14 protein-coding genes are annotated in these 14,184 nt (G+C 67.6%); 3 read left to right on the top strand and 11 right to left on the bottom strand.

Annotation, left to right across the window (positions count from 1 at the left end):
* Nucleotides 1-7 precede the first annotated feature (7 nt).
* The 5 genes from J4E58_RS06855 to norR all read right to left on the bottom strand — a co-directional run bounded on the left by J4E58_RS06855 (nucleotide 8) and on the right by norR (nucleotide 5,421).
* Nucleotides 8-1,003 carry a peptidase U32 family protein gene (locus J4E58_RS06855; RefSeq protein ID WP_053261556.1) on the bottom strand — a complete coding sequence of 332 codons (996 nt, stop codon included), beginning with the start codon at nucleotides 1,001-1,003 and terminating at the stop codon, nucleotides 8-10.
* 111 nt (nucleotides 1,004-1,114) lie between these two features.
* Nucleotides 1,115-2,350: a gephyrin-like molybdotransferase Glp gene (gene glp / locus J4E58_RS06850; RefSeq protein WP_087092109.1), complete on the bottom strand. Its 1,236-nt coding sequence runs from the start codon at nucleotides 2,348-2,350 to the stop codon at nucleotides 1,115-1,117.
* Complete coding sequence (moaB, locus tag J4E58_RS06845; RefSeq protein ID WP_087092110.1) at nucleotides 2,347-2,913, bottom strand: molybdenum cofactor biosynthesis protein B; 567 nt, start codon at nucleotides 2,911-2,913, stop codon at nucleotides 2,347-2,349. Before moaB ends, glp begins: the two co-directional genes overlap by 4 nt.
* A gap of 98 nt (nucleotides 2,914-3,011) precedes the next feature.
* Nucleotides 3,012-3,659 (bottom strand): pyridoxamine 5'-phosphate oxidase, encoded by a 648-nt coding sequence (pdxH, locus tag J4E58_RS06840; RefSeq protein WP_007927482.1) that lies wholly within the window; start codon nucleotides 3,657-3,659, stop codon nucleotides 3,012-3,014.
* A 235-nt stretch (nucleotides 3,660-3,894) separates the two neighbouring features.
* Nucleotides 3,895-5,421 carry a nitric oxide reductase transcriptional regulator NorR gene (gene norR / locus J4E58_RS06835; RefSeq protein ID WP_053261607.1) on the bottom strand — a complete coding sequence of 509 codons (1,527 nt, stop codon included), beginning with the start codon at nucleotides 5,419-5,421 and terminating at the stop codon, nucleotides 3,895-3,897.
* Nucleotides 5,422-5,573: 152 nt separating this feature from the next.
* Between norR and ytfE the strand changes: the two genes are divergently transcribed.
* The gene (gene ytfE / locus J4E58_RS06830; RefSeq protein WP_087092111.1) at nucleotides 5,574-6,290 is read left to right on the top strand and encodes an iron-sulfur cluster repair protein YtfE; all 717 of its coding nucleotides are present in this window, start codon (nucleotides 5,574-5,576) and stop codon (nucleotides 6,288-6,290) included.
* A 41-nt stretch (nucleotides 6,291-6,331) separates the two neighbouring features.
* Here the strand turns inward: ytfE and J4E58_RS06825 are convergent, their stop codons facing one another.
* Complete coding sequence (locus J4E58_RS06825; protein WP_087092112.1) at nucleotides 6,332-6,772, bottom strand: hypothetical protein; 441 nt, start codon at nucleotides 6,770-6,772, stop codon at nucleotides 6,332-6,334.
* 29 nt (nucleotides 6,773-6,801) lie between these two features.
* Complete coding sequence (locus J4E58_RS06820) at nucleotides 6,802-7,992, bottom strand: NnrS family protein (RefSeq protein WP_087092113.1); 1,191 nt, start codon at nucleotides 7,990-7,992, stop codon at nucleotides 6,802-6,804.
* Nucleotides 7,993-8,566: 574 nt separating this feature from the next.
* Between J4E58_RS06820 and J4E58_RS06815 the strand changes: the two genes are divergently transcribed.
* On the top strand, nucleotides 8,567-9,250 hold the full coding sequence (locus J4E58_RS06815; protein WP_087092114.1) for a Crp/Fnr family transcriptional regulator: 684 nt from the start codon (nucleotides 8,567-8,569) through the stop codon (nucleotides 9,248-9,250).
* Nucleotides 9,247-9,441, top strand: coding sequence for a hypothetical protein (locus tag J4E58_RS31915; protein ID WP_009049465.1), 195 nt, complete (start codon nucleotides 9,247-9,249; stop codon nucleotides 9,439-9,441). The genes J4E58_RS06815 and J4E58_RS31915 overlap by 4 nt, the downstream gene beginning before the upstream one ends.
* Nucleotides 9,442-9,708: 267 nt before the next feature.
* Here J4E58_RS31915 and J4E58_RS06810 read toward each other — a convergent pair whose 3' ends face one another.
* The 4 genes from J4E58_RS06810 to J4E58_RS06795 form a co-directional block, all read right to left on the bottom strand.
* Nucleotides 9,709-11,544: a nitric oxide reductase activation protein NorD gene (locus J4E58_RS06810; RefSeq protein WP_087092115.1), complete on the bottom strand. Its 1,836-nt coding sequence runs from the start codon at nucleotides 11,542-11,544 to the stop codon at nucleotides 9,709-9,711.
* A gap of 394 nt (nucleotides 11,545-11,938) precedes the next feature.
* The gene (locus J4E58_RS06805; protein ID WP_087092116.1) at nucleotides 11,939-13,366 is read right to left on the bottom strand and encodes a cbb3-type cytochrome c oxidase subunit I; all 1,428 of its coding nucleotides are present in this window, start codon (nucleotides 13,364-13,366) and stop codon (nucleotides 11,939-11,941) included.
* Nucleotides 13,367-13,369: 3 nt separating this feature from the next.
* On the bottom strand, nucleotides 13,370-13,810 hold the full coding sequence (locus J4E58_RS06800; RefSeq protein ID WP_007929128.1) for a cytochrome c: 441 nt from the start codon (nucleotides 13,808-13,810) through the stop codon (nucleotides 13,370-13,372).
* A 103-nt stretch (nucleotides 13,811-13,913) separates the two neighbouring features.
* Complete coding sequence (locus tag J4E58_RS06795; RefSeq protein ID WP_087092117.1) at nucleotides 13,914-14,174, bottom strand: cytochrome C oxidase subunit IV family protein; 261 nt, start codon at nucleotides 14,172-14,174, stop codon at nucleotides 13,914-13,916.
* Nucleotides 14,175-14,184: the final 10 nt, after the last annotated feature.

Here is a 14,184-nt window from a genome sequence, read left to right as displayed (position 1 = left end):
GAATTCCTCATTGCCATGATCGATGGTAGGCACCCAGGGTGGTCTGGCTGCCCTCGGACAGGCCGGCCAGTACCTGGCGCCACTGGTCCTTGACCGTGAAACTGGCGGGCGCGGCGCGATGGGCATCCAGCGCCGCGCGCCAGACCCGGGTGACCTGCTCGACATAGGCCGGGCTGCGCTGGCGGCCTTCGATCTTCACCGCCTCGACGCCGATCGCCGCCAGCTCCGGCAGCAGGTCCAGGGTGTCGAGGCTGGTGGGTTCCTCCAGGGCATGGAAGCGTTTGCCTTCGACCAGGAAGCGCCCCTTGCACAGGGTCGGGTAGCCGGCTGGCTCGTCGGCTTGATAGCGGTCGATCAGCACTTCGCTGAGGCGCGCGCTCAAGCCCTCGGCGTCCTCGCTCCAGCGCACCGCCTTGGCCGGCGAGCAGACGCCGCACAGGTTCGGCGACTCGCCGGTGATGTAGGAAGACAGGTGGCAACGCCCTTCGGCCATGATGCACAGGCTGCCAAAGGCGAATACTTCGATCGGCACCGTGCTGCTGGCCGCCACCTGGCGCACCTGGGCCAGGGACAGCACCCGCGGCAGGACGGCGCGGCGGATGTTGTAGTGCTGGGCGTAGAACGCCAGGGCGCTGGCATTGGTCGCCGAGCCCTGTACCGAGAGGTGCAGGTTCAATTGCGGATGGCGCTGGCTGGCATAGGCCAGGACGCCCGGATCGGCGGCGATCAGCGCGTCGACCCCATGCTCGGCGGCGCGGTCCACCGCCCGTTGCCAGCGCGCCCAGCCCTGGGGCTGGGGGTAGGTGTTGACCGCCACATAGAGTTTGCGTTGGTGCTGGCGAATGTGCGCGACCGCCGCGTCGAACTGCTTGTCGTCCATGTTCAGGCCGGCGAAATGCCGGGCGTTGGTGTCGTCGCGAAAGCCGACGTAGACGGCATCGGCGCCTTGGCGCACCGCCGCTTTGAGCGCAGGCAGGTTGCCTGCGGGGCAAACCAGTTGCATGGGGGGTTCCTCATCAAAGAACGCGCCGGAGCGACGCGTGCGCAGCGATCGGAAATGCGCTGCCAGTCTAGCCAGACCGACAGCCACGGCCTTGACCGCAATCAATTGCCGTCACTGCATCAGTTCGGCGAACGACAGGAACGGCACCGGGTCGCCCGGACGTACCAAGCGCTCGCCTTCCACCAGCGCCAGGCCCTCGGCCCAGCAGGCGGCGGCGAGCATCGCCGAGCTTTGCTGCGGGTGCGGTTGCACACGAACCTGGGCATCGTCACCGGGCACCAGGCGGGCCCGCAGGTACTGGCGCCGGCGGTTGCGCTGCAACCACTCGAAGCCCGCCGGCAACGCCATGGGCCGCAGCAGCACATCCGTCACGCCCTGGGCCCGCAGCAGGAATGGGCGCACCACCACCAGCGCGGTCACCAGCGCCGCCGAGGGGTTGCCCGGCAGGCCGAGCCACGGCTTGCCGGCCACTGCGCCAAAGGCCAGGGGCTTGCCCGGCTGGATCGCCAGACGCCAGAAATCCACATGGCCCAGCTCCTCGATCGCCTGCTTGAGGTGGTCTTCCTCGCCGACCGACACCCCGCCCGAGGTCAGCAGCAGGTCGCACTCCGACGAGGCCAGGCTCAAGGCGTGGCGGCTGGCCGCCAGTTCGTCGGCCATCACCCCGTAGTCGTGCACCTCCACGCCCCAGCCGCGCAGCAACGCCGACAGGCAATAGCGATTGCTGTTGTAGATCTGCCCCGGCGCCAGGGGCTGGCCGGGTTCGCGCAGCTCGTCGCCACTGCTCAGCAGGCACACGCGCAACGGCCGATAGACCTCGACCCGGGCGATCCCGGCCGCCGCCAGCAGGCCCAGCTCCTGGGCGCGCAGGCGTTTGCCGGCCTTGAGCAACAGATCGCCGCGCCGCACCTCCTCGCCCTGCTGGCGCACGTGAGCGCCGGCAGTCGCCGGCGGCAACCAGACTTGCCCGTCCTCGACCTGGCAGTTCTCCTGGGGCACCACCGTATCGGCCCCCGGCGGCAAGGGCGCACCGGTGAAGATGCGCACCGCCTGCCCCGCCGCCAAGGGAGTCTCACCCGCTTGCCCAGCAGCAATCCGTCCCCCCAGGGTCAGGCGGCCACCGGCGGGCGGCAGGTCGGCGGCGCGCAAGGCGTAGCCGTCCATGGCGCTGTTGTCCCAGCCGGGCAGGTCCAGCGGTGCATGTATGTCGGCCGCCAGCACCCGGCCCAGGGCCTGCTCCAGGGCAATGCTTTGCACCGTAGGCGGTGGCGGCGCCTGGTCCAGCAGATGGGCGATGGCCTGGTCCACCGGGATCAGTTGACCGCTGTCGCAGCCACAGCCGGTCACGACCGCGCCCCACAGGCCTCGATGTTCTGTGGCGGCCCCTTATGGGTCTGCGGCTTGAGATGGGGGGCGAAATTGCACGGGCCGGTGCGGCTGTCCAGCTGTGGGCGCAGGATCATGTTCCAGGCGGTGCGGCAAGCCCCCGGCGAGCCCGGCACGCACACCACCAGCACGCCGTTGCTGACGCCGGCCAGGGCCCGCGACTGCAGGCTGGACATGCCGATTTCTTCCACCGACACCTGGCGGAACAGCTCGCCGAAACCTTCCACATGCTTGTCCAGCAGCGGCAGCACCGCCTGGGGCGTGTTGTCCCGCGCGGTGAAGCCGGTGCCGCCGGTCATCAGCACCACCTGCACCAGGGGGTCGGCGATCCAGCACGAGACGCTGGCGCGGATCTGGTAGATGTCGTCCGGCACCAGGCCACGATCGACCAGCACATGGCCGGCGCTCTGCAACAGGTCGCAGAGGGTCTGGCCCGAGGTGTCGGTTTCCAGGGTGCGCGTATCGCTGATGGTCAGCACGGCGATGTTCAGGGGTTGAAACGTGCGTTGCGCCAGATGGGCCATATCCAAGCCTTCCCGTGAATTGAGATTGGCCCCAGCCTGAACCGAATCCGCCGACGAACCTATTCCTCCAAGGAGGTACCTCGACGGGACGACGACCCTCAGGGCGCCAGCCGGCCGTGGCGCCACACGCCCTGGTGCAGGCGGTAGTCGAGGCGGTCATGCAGACGGTCGCTGCGCCCTTGCCAGAACTCCATGCGCTGCGGGCGCAGGCAGTAGCCGCCCCAGTGTTCCGGGCGCGGCAGCGGCTGGCCGTCGAAACGGCTGGTGGTGCTGGCCAGCAGGGATTCCAGTTGCAGCCGGTTGGCCAAGGGCTGGCTTTGCGGCGAGGCCCAGGCACCGAGGCGACTGGCCAGGGAGCGCGAATCGAAATACACATCCGACAGCCGCGGCGCTAACCGCGATACCCATCCTTCGATGCGCACCTGGCGCTCCAGAGCCGGCCAGAAGAAGGTCATGGCGGCCCGGGGATTGGCCGCCAGCTCCAGGCCCTTGGCGCTCTGGTAGTGGCCGAAGAAGGTGAAACCCTCATCGCTCAGGCCCTTGAGCAACAGCACCCGACAATGGGGCTGGCCCTGTTCGTCGACCGTGGCCAGGCACATGCTGTTGGCCTCCACCGGCGCCTGCTCGGTGTCGCGGGCCTGTTGCAGCCACTGGCGGAACAGCGGCAGCGGATCGTCCGGCGCGGCCTCGTCGGCCAGGCCATCGCGGCAATAGTTACGGCGCATCTGGGCCAGGGAAAGCGGCATGAGGGTGATCTCCGTTGGGGTTTGCCGCAGTCTGCGAGGAGCCGCCCCGCATGACCTTGATCGCCATCAACGTCAGTTGCCGATCCCTATCTTCTGTAGCAACTGCGCCGCCCCCTCCAAGACACCCATGTTCCGTAGCCGCTGCCGAGGCTGCGAGGCTGCGATCGAGGTGGGCGCGCCAGCAGTTGCTTCTGTAGGAGCAGCCGTTCATGACCAGCCGTCGAGCGTCGGCCTGCTATTTGAGCCGCAGGCGCCGGGCCAGTTTGTGCAGGTTGCTCGGGTCGACCTCCAGCAGCCGGGCGGCGCGGGCCCAGTTGTTGCGGCAGCGGCTCAGGGCCTGGTGGATCTTCTGCCGCTGGTACTCGTCGACGGCTTCGCTCAGGGGCTGGAAGGGCCCGTCGTCGGCCGCCGGCGGCGACTGTTCGAGCGGCTCCGCGCCCTTCAGCGTGCTGTCGAGATCGAGGACTTCCGGCTCCAGGGTCAAAATCAGGTTGCGACTGCCGCCACGGCTGAGCTGTTTGAGCGCGGCGCGGCTGATCACGTGTTCCAGCTCGCGCACATTGCCCGGCCAGGGGTACGCCAGCAGCGCCCGTTCGGCCGCCGGCGACAGGCGCAGGCCGCGCAGGCCGAGACGGCTGCGGTTCAACTCGAGGAAATGCCCGGCCAGCAGCAACACGTCGGAGCCGCGTTCGCGCAGCGGCGGGATCGGCACCGGGTACACCGAAAGCCGGTGGTACAGGTCGGCGCGAAACAGCCCGTCGCGAATGCTGTCCGGCAGGTGGCGGTTGGTCGCGGCGATGATGCGCACATCCACATGCAGCGGCTTGTCCGCCCCCAGGCGCTGGATCTCGCCATTCTGCAGGGTGCGCAGCAATTTGGCCTGCACGCTCAGCGGCAGCTCGCCGACCTCGTCGAGAAACAGCGTGCCGCCGTTGGCCGCGTCGAAGCGCCCGGCGCGGTCGCTGGTGGCGCCGGAGAAAGCGCCCTTGACGTGACCGAACAGCTCGCTCTCGGCCAGGGATTCCGGCAGCGCCGCGCAGTTGACCTGCACCAGCGGCTTGTGGGCGCGCCGGGACAGGCGATGCAGGCGCCGGGCGAACAGCTCCTTGCCGACCCCGGTCTCGCCCAGCAGCAACACCGGCAGCTCGGAATCGGCGAGCACGTCCAGCTCGTTGAGCAACTGGTGCAGGACTTCGCTCTGGCCGAGGATCTCGCCCTCCTCCACTGGCCCGCGGGCATCCTGCGGCTCGCTGCGCGACAGGCGCAGGCTGCGGTTTTCCTGTTCCAGGCGGGTGACCCGCAGCGCCGCCTCGATCTGCAGGCTGCAGCGCTTGAGCTCATCCCGCGCCCGGCGGTCGAAGGTCCCGGGCCGCAGCGCGTCGAGGGTGATGGCGCCCCAGACCCGCCCTTCCACATACAGGCTCACGCCCATGCAGTCGTGCACCGCCAGCGGCCCGCTGTCCGGGTGGTCGAGCAGCCCGTCATAAGGGTCCGGCAGGCGGCTGTCGGGCTCGAACCAGGTGGGCTCGCGGGACGCCATGATCGCCGCCAGGCGCGGGTGCTGGGCGATCACGAAGCGCCGCCCGAGGGCTTCATGCACCAGGCCGACGGTGGCCAGCGGCCGCAGGCTGTCGTCGTCCAGGCGCAGCAGGCCCACGGCCCCGGCCTTGAAGTACTCACGCAGGGTCTGCACCAGACGCTGCAACCGCACGGCATTGGGCAACTCGACAATCAGGTCGGCCGCCAGACTTTCACGCAACATGGTAGTCATCACCCTTTCTGGTGGTTCCGACCCCGAGATTTCAGGGTCATCCGCACCACGACAAAAAATCAGTCCATTACTTTCAATAAGTTACAGCTGGCATGGCGGATGCAACGGCCCAGGGGAACCGTTGCCACAACAAGGAAAACCTGATGAACCCGACACTGCTGGAACGACCCGGTCTTGCCCGACAAGACGCTTCGCAGCCCAACCTCCTGGAACAAAGCCTCGGCCAACTGGCCTGCGACATCCCCGGCGCCAGCCGGGTGTTTCATGAGTTCAACCTGGACTTCTGCTGCGGCGGGCAGAAAACCCTGCGCGACGCCGCCCTCGGCAAAGGCCTCGACCCCGTGCAGATCGCCGAGGCCCTGCACCTGCTGCAAGACAGCGACGCCCGGCGGCACGACTGGCGCGATGAACCGAGCGAGGCGCTGATCGCCCATATCCTCACCCGCTACCACGCCCGCCACCGCGAACAGCTGCCGGAACTGATCCGCCTGGCCTGTCGCGTGGAGCAAGTGCATGGCGCCCGCGACACCTGCCCCAACGGCCTGGCCGATCACCTGCGGGACATGCAGCAGGAACTCGAAGGCCACATGCTCAAGGAAGAACAGGTGCTGTTCCCGATGCTGCAACAGGGCCTGGGCCGCCGGGCGGCGCCGCCGATCCATGTGCTGCGCCTGGAGCACGAGCAACATGGCGAGGCCCTGGAAAAACTGCTGGTGCTGACCGACCACATCACCCCGCCCGCCGACGCCTGCAACACCTGGCGCGCGCTGTACCGCGGGTTGAGCGAATTTCGCGACGACCTGATGCAGCACATCCATCTGGAAAACAACGTGCTGTTCGCCAACGCCCTGAACGCTTGATCCCCGCCCCTGCGTGCCAGCCCGGTGGCTGGCACGTTCATTCAGCCATGCCAATAGAACATCGCCTTGGCCAGGACCACGATCAGCAGCATGTGCCCCAGCACGCTGCGGCGGATCCAGCAGGCGCGGCCGGCGCTCAGCCGCGACCTTTTCAACCAGTACGCCAGCAGCAGGTAATGGCCGATGATGCTCAGGGCCAGGACGATCTTCAGGCTCAACAGGCTGGCGAAACTGCTGCTCAAGGGCTGGCTCAAGGCCCCGCGATGCTGCCAGGCCAGGCCGATACCGGCGCCGTACAACAGCAGCACCACGCCATGCAGGACCTTGCGCGAACGCACCGCGATGGCCTGGTCCGCCGCCACCTGGGCGTCCGTCGCCAGTTGCCGGCGCGCCGTGTGCCAGATGCACACCTCGAAGAACAGCGTGCCGATAAAACCGATGGCCGCCAGCAGGTGGATAACCACTAACCAGGGATAAATCATTGCCCTTCTCCTTGCTCCGCATTCAGGGCTCAGCCCGGGTGCCCGTCGACCCGCGCCCGCAGCAGCATCGGCCCGTAGCGCCAGACGTACAGGGCAAAGGCCAGGGCCCAGCACAGGCCCGCCAGCCACAACGCCGCCACCGGCAGCCAGAGCACCAGCAGCACCCGACTGAGGCAGGCCAGGTTGAGCAGGATGAACGCCAGGGTCATGCCCGCTGGCGGCTCCAGCGGCCGCCCGGTATGGCCCAGGCTGACCCGGGCGATCATCGCCAGGATCAACCCGGCCATGGCGCCGATGGTCAGGCCGTGCACGGCCAGGCTGGGGTTCAGCGGCGCGCCGAAATGCCACAGCGCCATGCCCAGGCACGCCAGCGCCAGCCAGCCGTAGGCCAGGTGCAGCGACCACAGCAGCGGCACGCGCCACAGCCCGCGGTCCTGCCAGCGCCACAACCGCAGCAGATGCGCGGTCGCCAGCAGCAGGAACAGCGCGCCAACCCAGGTATTGGCGATGAGCGCCGGCCCGGCGGCATACAGCAGCGCCACCAGGGCCGAACCCGCCAGCAGCAGATAATCGAGCCATGGCCAGGGCGCCACGGCCGCGACCCGACCCAGGCCGCGCTGGGTGAAAAACGGAATCACCCGCCCGCCGATCAGGCTCATCATCGCCGCCACCAGCCACAGGCCGCTCAACACGCCCTGGCGCTGCCAGCCTTCATGGCCTTGCAGCAGGCCGGCCACCGACAGGCCGTCCGCCGCGGCGAGCAACAGCAGCACCAGGACAATCGGGTAGTTGCGCTGCTGGCGCACCTTCCACAACATGCGGCCCATCAACCCGGCCAGCGCCAGGGGAAACCCCAGCTCCAGCACCGCCAGCAGCAGCCAGGGCGCGCTGCCCAGCCAGGCCAGGCGCGCGGCCAGCCAGAGCAAGGCCAGGGCCGCCAGCGGCTTGCCGCAGAGGCCCGGCTGGCCGGTCCAGGTCTGCGCCGCGGTCAGCAGGAAGCCGGCGATGATCGCCAGGCCGAAACCGAACAGCAGTTCGTGGCGGTGCCAGCCCAGCCAGCCTCCCGCCGGTTGCCAGTCGCCCAGGGAGCCCTGCAGCGCCGCCAGCCACAGCGGCACCACCAGCAGCGCCAGGACACAACCGGCGAGGAAAAACGGCCGGAAGGCCAGGCGTAACAGCGGCACGATTGCCATCGCCGCACGACGCTCAAGTACTTGCATCAAGCCCACTCCTTTACCCAGCGTGCCGACCCGGCGACGGTCGACACGCGGCGAATGAAATCCCCGGCCATCATCGGCCATTGGCGCGCCCTTGCCGTTGTCGCAAATCAAGCTTGCCCGGGATGCGGCGGGCTGTTGTGCCCACCGTCCTGTCTGGCAGTGCAAGGGCCGTGCCCCGAGGCCCGATCACCACCAGGAACGGCCATAAGCCGGCGGGCCGGGGTTGCGGCCGGCGCGGTGCCGGGGTTCGCCTTCCAGCGCGAGGGTCAAAATGACCATTCGCTAGTCATTTACACCCGAAATCGCCAGGTCTTTTTGACCACTCCGCTGGAAATCTCCCCCAATACAGGAGGCCTGGCGCCTGGCCCGGCTCTTGCTGAACGCAGGGCACCCCCATCCCTGCCGAATGACCGGAGCCACCATGAATACCGCCGCAGCCACCCTGAAAAAGACCCTCCAGCCACTGACGTGGTTTGTCGTCCTGGGCGCGATCCTGGCCCTCGCCAGCCGCGTCGCCCTGGGCCTCGTCTGAACCACGGCAGCACCTTTCCCCCAGCCATAAGGATGAATATTCATGGTGCTTCATCGCGTGCATCACCAGATCCTGCGCAGCCATCACCTGTTCGAGCCCTTGAACGAGGAACAGCTGGACGAGCTGATGGCGGCCAGCCAGTTGCTCAGCCTCGACAAGGGCGACCCGCTGTTCCGCCAGGGCGAGCCGGCCGAAGCTTTCTATTTCGTGATCGCCGGCGCGGTGAAGGTCTACCGCCTGACGCCGGATGGGCAGGAAAAAGTGTTCGAGGTCATCGGCCCGCGCCAGACCTTCGCCGAGGCGATGATGCTGATGGACACGCCGGACTATGTGGCCTGCGCCGAAGCCATCGGCCCGACCCAGCTCTATCGCCTGTCCAACGACACCTACCTGCGCCTGCTGCAAAGCAACAGCCGCCTGACCTTCGCCTTGCTCGGCAAGCTCTGCGTGCGCCTGCACCAGCGGGTCAACGAGATCGAAACCCTGTCGCTGAAGAACGCCACCCACAGGGTGGTGCGTTATCTGCTGACGCAACTGATGCAGCTGCAACCGGTGGAGCGCCGGTTCGAGCTGCCGATGGCCAAGCAGCTGATCGCCGGCCACCTGGCGATCCAGCCGGAGACCTTCTCGCGGATCATCCGGCGCCTGATCGATGAAAAGATCATCAGCCAGGATGGCCGCCAGATCGTCATTCTCGACCGTCCGCGGCTGGAGCAATTCGAATGAGCGCCGGGCCGGTCTGCCTGTACTGCCAAGGCTCCAACCCGCCTCGGCAAGCCTCCTGCCGCCATTGCGGCATGCCCCTTCCCGCTACTGCGGCGCACGCCGAACAACGGCGGTTGCGGCGCTTTACCGGGTTCTGCATCGGCCTGACGATCTTTTGCGTGGCAATGTTCTTCTGGTTGCCGCGCTCCTAGCGGACGCTTTTGCCTGGAACACCGCGTTGCCCGTTTTGCGGCCGCTACGTCGGAATGCCGCCCATACCGATCGCAGCCTCGCAGGCTCGGCTGCGGCTACAAGACCGCGCATGGCTCTGGTCTCTACGTGTAGCCGCTGTCGAGCCTGCGAGGCTGCGATCGAGGACGCAGTCCTCGCAAGGCCTGCACACCAGGTTTGCCTGGAACCCTGAACCCTTCCCCCCTCGCCTGCCCTGGCCGGCGAAGGTGTCCCAGGCGGCGGGCGCCTCAGGGCTGGGTCAGCTGCCGATACAACTGCGGCAGACGCAGGGGCAGCTGCTCGGGCTGGCGGATCAGGGTGTAGCCATTGGCGCCGAACAGGTACGGCAGGTAAGCCGCGGCCTCGCGGTCGATGGTGATGCAGAACGGCGTCAGCCCCTGGCGTCGCGCTTCCAGTACCGCCTCGCGGGTGTCCTCGACGCCATAACGGCCTTCGTAGAGGTCCAGGTCGTTGGGCTTGCCGTCGGTCAATAACAGCAACAGCTTGCGCTGGCGCTTGCAGCTGCCGAGCAGGCGCGTGGCCTGGCGAATCGCCGCGCCCATGCGCGTGTAGAAACCCGGCTTGAGCCCCAGGATGCGCCCGCGGGTGTGGTCGTCGTAACGCTGGTCGAAGGCCTTGAGTTCCTGCATGCGCACCTGCTGGCGGCGCAGCGAGGAAAACCCGTACAGGGCAAAGTCGTCACCGAGGCCGGCCAGGGTTTCGCCGAACAGCAGCAGGCTGTCGCGGATCACCTCGATCACCCGGTGCTCGTCGTTGAGGTGGGCGTCGGTGGACATCGAGACATCGGCCAGCAACAGGCACGCCAGGTCGCGCCGGGTCTGGCGCTGTTCCATGAACAGGCCGCGCTCGGCACAGGCGCCATGGGCGCGCTCGACGTGAAAATCCAGCCAGGCCTGCAGGTCCAGTTCCGAGCCCTGGGGCTGCTGGCGCAACCATTGGCGCTCGTTGCGCAACTGCTGGAACTGCCGCCGCAACAACTGCGCCGACGGTTTCAGGCGTGACGGCAGCGGCTGCGCCTGGCAATCGCGCGGCACCAGCATCTGCAGGTTGACGAAGTGCTCTTGCAGGCGGCCCTTGCGGTAGTCCCATTCCGGCAGGTGGATGCCCTCGCCCAGGGGAATGTCGTCGACGTCGGCCGGCGGCAGGTCGAGGTGCAACTTGAGACCGCCGCCCTTGCGCAGGCGGGTGCGCGACAGGGTCAATTCGTCCAGGTCGGCGGCGACCCGGGCGGCGTCCGGGTCTTGGCTGTCGTCGGCCCAGCGGTCGAGGTCCACATGCTCGGTCCAGCTGAACAGGTTCTCCAGGCGCACGATCAGCAGGCCGCCGTCGCGGCTGTGGTCCTCGACCCGGCTGGCGCGCTTGCGCCCGCCCGCCTGCTCGCCGGCAGCGGTGGCCAGGTCCTCCGCCGAGTCCTCCAGATCGGCGGCCAGCGGGCTGGCCAGGTGCAGCGGCGGGTACAGCCACAGCGGCACGGGCCAGGCCGCGCGCTCACTGCGGGGAAACTCGGCGACACTGCCGGGCTCGCGCAGGGCCTGGCACAGGGCGCGTTCCAGCGCGGCCTCGGGGCGGCTCAGCGAGGTTGGATCGGGGCGCAGTTGCAGGTACGCCTCCACCAGCCGCCGGTAGCGCTCACGCAACGCCGGGTAGCGTTGCAACAGGCGCCGGGTCCAGCGCTGATTGTCCCGACCCCAGTGGCGCATTGGCCCGGACTGCGCCGCCAGCAGGGCCAGCCAGCGGTACAGTTCCTCGTTCAACGCCGCCTCGGGGAACACCGCGAGGCTGGCCGGCAGGCGCAGGTTGTCGGCGTCGCACCAGGCCAGGGGCGTTTGCCGGCAGGTGCCCGCGATCTGCTGCAACAGGCTGCGGCGCAACAGCAGGTCGCGCTCGCTGGCCGCCTCGACGCCGCGACCGGCGCCGCCCATGGCCCGCAACAGCAGGGCCAGGGCACGTTGGCGCGGCGCCAGCTCGATTCGCGCCTCGGGAAAATCCACGCTGGCGCGCCGGGTGATGAAACGATGCCAGACACTGCCAACCCACTCTTCCAGTTCCAGGGTAAAGGCCATGGAGCCTCCTTTTTCGAATGCAGGAAAACGGTGCGCTGTAGCCGCTGCCGTGCCTGCGAGGCTGCGTTCGAGGACGTAGTCCTCGCAAAACCTGCGCACGCGGTTTGCCGGAAAGACCGCATGGCCCGGCTTGCGGCCGCTGCGTCGGAATGCCGCCCAAACCGATCGCAGCCTCGCTGCGCTCGACAGCGGCTACATAGACCGTCGTCGTACGTTGTCCTGTAGCCGCTGCCGAGCCTGCGAGGCTGCGTTCGAGGACGTAGTCCTCGCAAAACCTGCGCGCGCGGTTTGCCTGAAAGACCGCATGGCCCGGCTTGCGGCCGCTGCGTCGGAATGCCGCCCAGACCGATCGCAGCCTCGCTGCGCTCGGCAGCGGCTACAGGCTAGTGGTCGTTCATGAAGACACCACCGGGGCCGGTGCGCGCAAGGCGGCGCGGCCGCGCTGGCGGAAGCTCAGCAGGTAGCACAGCAGCCCGGCGAAGAACCCCAGCCCGCTGATCAGGCGTGCCCAGAACAGCCCATTGAGATGCTCCACCGTGGCCATGAACGGCATCGCCGTGCCGTCCTCGGCCCAGCGTTGCAGCAGCACCTGGACCACGCCGGCGGCGGTGAGCAACAGGGTGATCATCACCATCGACAGGGTCATCAGCCAGAAGCCCCAGACTTCCAGGGTCTGCGAGCGCTCGTCCGCCGCTTCGCCGAGCCCGCGCAGGCGCGGCATGGCGTAGCTGATCAGGGTCATGACAATCATCGCGTAGGCGCCGTAGAACGCCAGGTGGCCGTGGGCCGCGGTCAGTTGCGTGCCGTGGGTGTAGTAGTTGACCGGCGCCAGGGTATGCAAGAAACCCCAGACCCCGGCACCGAAGAACGCGGTCACCGTGGTGCCCTTGGCCCACAGCGTGGCGGCGCGGTTGGGGTGCTGGCGGCGGCGGTTCTTCACCAGGCTGAAGGCGAAGATCACCATGGCCAGGAACGGCAGCGGCTCCAGGGCCGAGAAGATCGAGCCGACCCACAGCCAGACCTCGGGCGCGCCGATCCAGAAGAAGTGGTGGCCGGTGCCGATGATCCCGCTGATCAGCGCCATGGCGATGATCACGTAGAGCCATTTCTCCACCACTTCGCGGTCCACGCCGGTGACCTTGATCAGCACGAAGGCCAGCATCGCGCCCATGATCAGCTCCCACACGCCCTCCACCCACAGGTGCACCACCCACCACCAGTAGAACTTGTCGCGGGCCAGGTTGGCCGGGTTGTAGAAGGAGAACAGGAAGAACACCGCAAGGCCGATCAGCCCGGTCATCATCACCATGCTGACCGTGGTCTTGCGGCCCTTGAGCAGGGTCATGCCGATGTTGTAGAGAAAGCCCAGGCACACCAGCACTATGCCCATCTTGGTGATGGTCGGCTGCTCGAGGAACTCGCGGCCCATGGTCGGCAGCAGCTCGTTGTGGGTCAGCCGGGCCAGGCCCGCGTAGGGCACCAGCAGGTAGCCGAGGATGGTCAGCACGCCGGCGGCGGCGAACACCCAGAACAGCAGCAGCGCCAGTTTCGGGCTGTGCAGTTCGCGGTCGGCCTCTTCCGGGATCAGGTAGTAGGCCGCGCCCATGAAGCCGAACAGCAGCCAGACGATCAGCAGGTTAGTGTGGACCATGCGCGCCACGTTGAAGGGAATGATCGGGAACAGGAAATCGCCGATCACGTATTGCAGGCCCATGATCAAACCGAACAGCACCTGGCCGAGGAACAGCATCAGGGCAAACACGAAGTAGGGTTTGGCCACGGCCTGCGAGGCGAATTTCAGGTGTGGATTGGCAAGACGCATCGTTCAGCCCTCCTTGTTTGGCGGCCAGCCATTGGTATTGATCTTCGAACTCCACTTGAGGAATTCGGCGATGTCGTCGACCTCCTGCGGGCTCAGGTTGAATTGCGGCATGGCCCGGCGTCCGGGTACGCCCAGGGGTTGCATCTTCATCCAGGCTTGCAGGAAGGGCTTGAAGCCCTCCTCGCCGCCGCGACGCTGGAACACGTTGCCCAGCTCCGGCGCGAAGTAGGCGCCCTCGCCCAGCAGCGTGTGGCAGCCGATGCAGTTGTTCTGTTCCCAGACCGTCTTGCCGCGCACCACCGCCGCGCTCAACAGCGCGTCGTTGCTGCGTACGGGAAAGGTCTGCTCCGTGTGATAGGTCAAGGCCAGGAAGATCAGGAAGAAGAACACGCTTCCCCCGAAATAGATGTTCCTGGCCATGCCTTTGGTGAAGTTCTGCGACATGCTCGCTTCCTCTTGGCTTGGCCCGGCCATGATAGGAAGCGCGGGGCGTAAACCTGCTTGATGGCAATCAAGAAACGCCGATGGTTTTACTCGGGTATTGCCTTTACAGACTGAGGATCAACCCCAGCAGCAAGGCCAGCGCCAGCGGCCAGCCGAGCAGCAGCCAGCGCCACAGGCGCGGCCCGTGGCGCAGCTCCATGAAGCCGTCGACGATCAGCCAGGCCTTGGCCACCGCCAGCAGCAGGATCAGCAGCGCCAACCCGCGCGGCGCGCCCGGCCCCAGCCAACTGCCCAGCCACACCGTGCCGACGCTGAGGCCGGCCAGTGCGACCCAACAGCTCAACAGGAACCTGCCAGCGGACATGCGCACCTCG

This window comes from Pseudomonas sp. FW305-25 (genome assembly GCF_017351415.1).
GTDB classification, from domain to species: domain Bacteria; phylum Pseudomonadota; class Gammaproteobacteria; order Pseudomonadales; family Pseudomonadaceae; genus Aquipseudomonas; species Aquipseudomonas chlororaphis.
This window is presented reverse-complemented; position numbering and strand designations above follow the sequence as displayed.

Bases quoted from the DNA above. Each gene is read 5' to 3' on its own strand.
- J4E58_RS06855 (WP_053261556.1), bottom strand. From the start codon at position 1,003: ATGCAACTGGTTTGCCCCGCAGGCAACCTGCCTGCGCTCAAAGCGGCG.
- moaB (WP_087092110.1), bottom strand. From the start codon at position 2,913: ATGGCCCATCTGGCGCAACGCACGTTTCAACCCCTGAACATCGCCGTG.
- pdxH (WP_007927482.1), bottom strand. From the start codon at position 3,659: ATGCCGCTTTCCCTGGCCCAGATGCGCCGTAACTATTGCCGCGATGGC.
- norR (WP_053261607.1), bottom strand. From the start codon at position 5,421: ATGTTGCGTGAAAGTCTGGCGGCCGACCTGATTGTCGAGTTGCCCAAT.
- ytfE (WP_087092111.1), top strand. From the start codon at position 5,574: ATGAACCCGACACTGCTGGAACGACCCGGTCTTGCCCGACAAGACGCT.
- J4E58_RS06825 (WP_087092112.1), bottom strand. From the start codon at position 6,772: ATGATTTATCCCTGGTTAGTGGTTATCCACCTGCTGGCGGCCATCGGT.
- J4E58_RS06820 (WP_087092113.1), bottom strand. From the start codon at position 7,992: ATGCAAGTACTTGAGCGTCGTGCGGCGATGGCAATCGTGCCGCTGTTA.
- J4E58_RS06815 (WP_087092114.1), top strand. From the start codon at position 8,567: ATGGTGCTTCATCGCGTGCATCACCAGATCCTGCGCAGCCATCACCTG.
- J4E58_RS31915 (WP_009049465.1), top strand. From the start codon at position 9,247: ATGAGCGCCGGGCCGGTCTGCCTGTACTGCCAAGGCTCCAACCCGCCT.
- J4E58_RS06810 (WP_087092115.1), bottom strand. From the start codon at position 11,544: ATGGCCTTTACCCTGGAACTGGAAGAGTGGGTTGGCAGTGTCTGGCAT.
- J4E58_RS06805 (WP_087092116.1), bottom strand. From the start codon at position 13,366: ATGCGTCTTGCCAATCCACACCTGAAATTCGCCTCGCAGGCCGTGGCC.
- J4E58_RS06800 (WP_007929128.1), bottom strand. From the start codon at position 13,810: ATGTCGCAGAACTTCACCAAAGGCATGGCCAGGAACATCTATTTCGGG.
- J4E58_RS06795 (WP_087092117.1), bottom strand. From the start codon at position 14,174: ATGTCCGCTGGCAGGTTCCTGTTGAGCTGTTGGGTCGCACTGGCCGGC.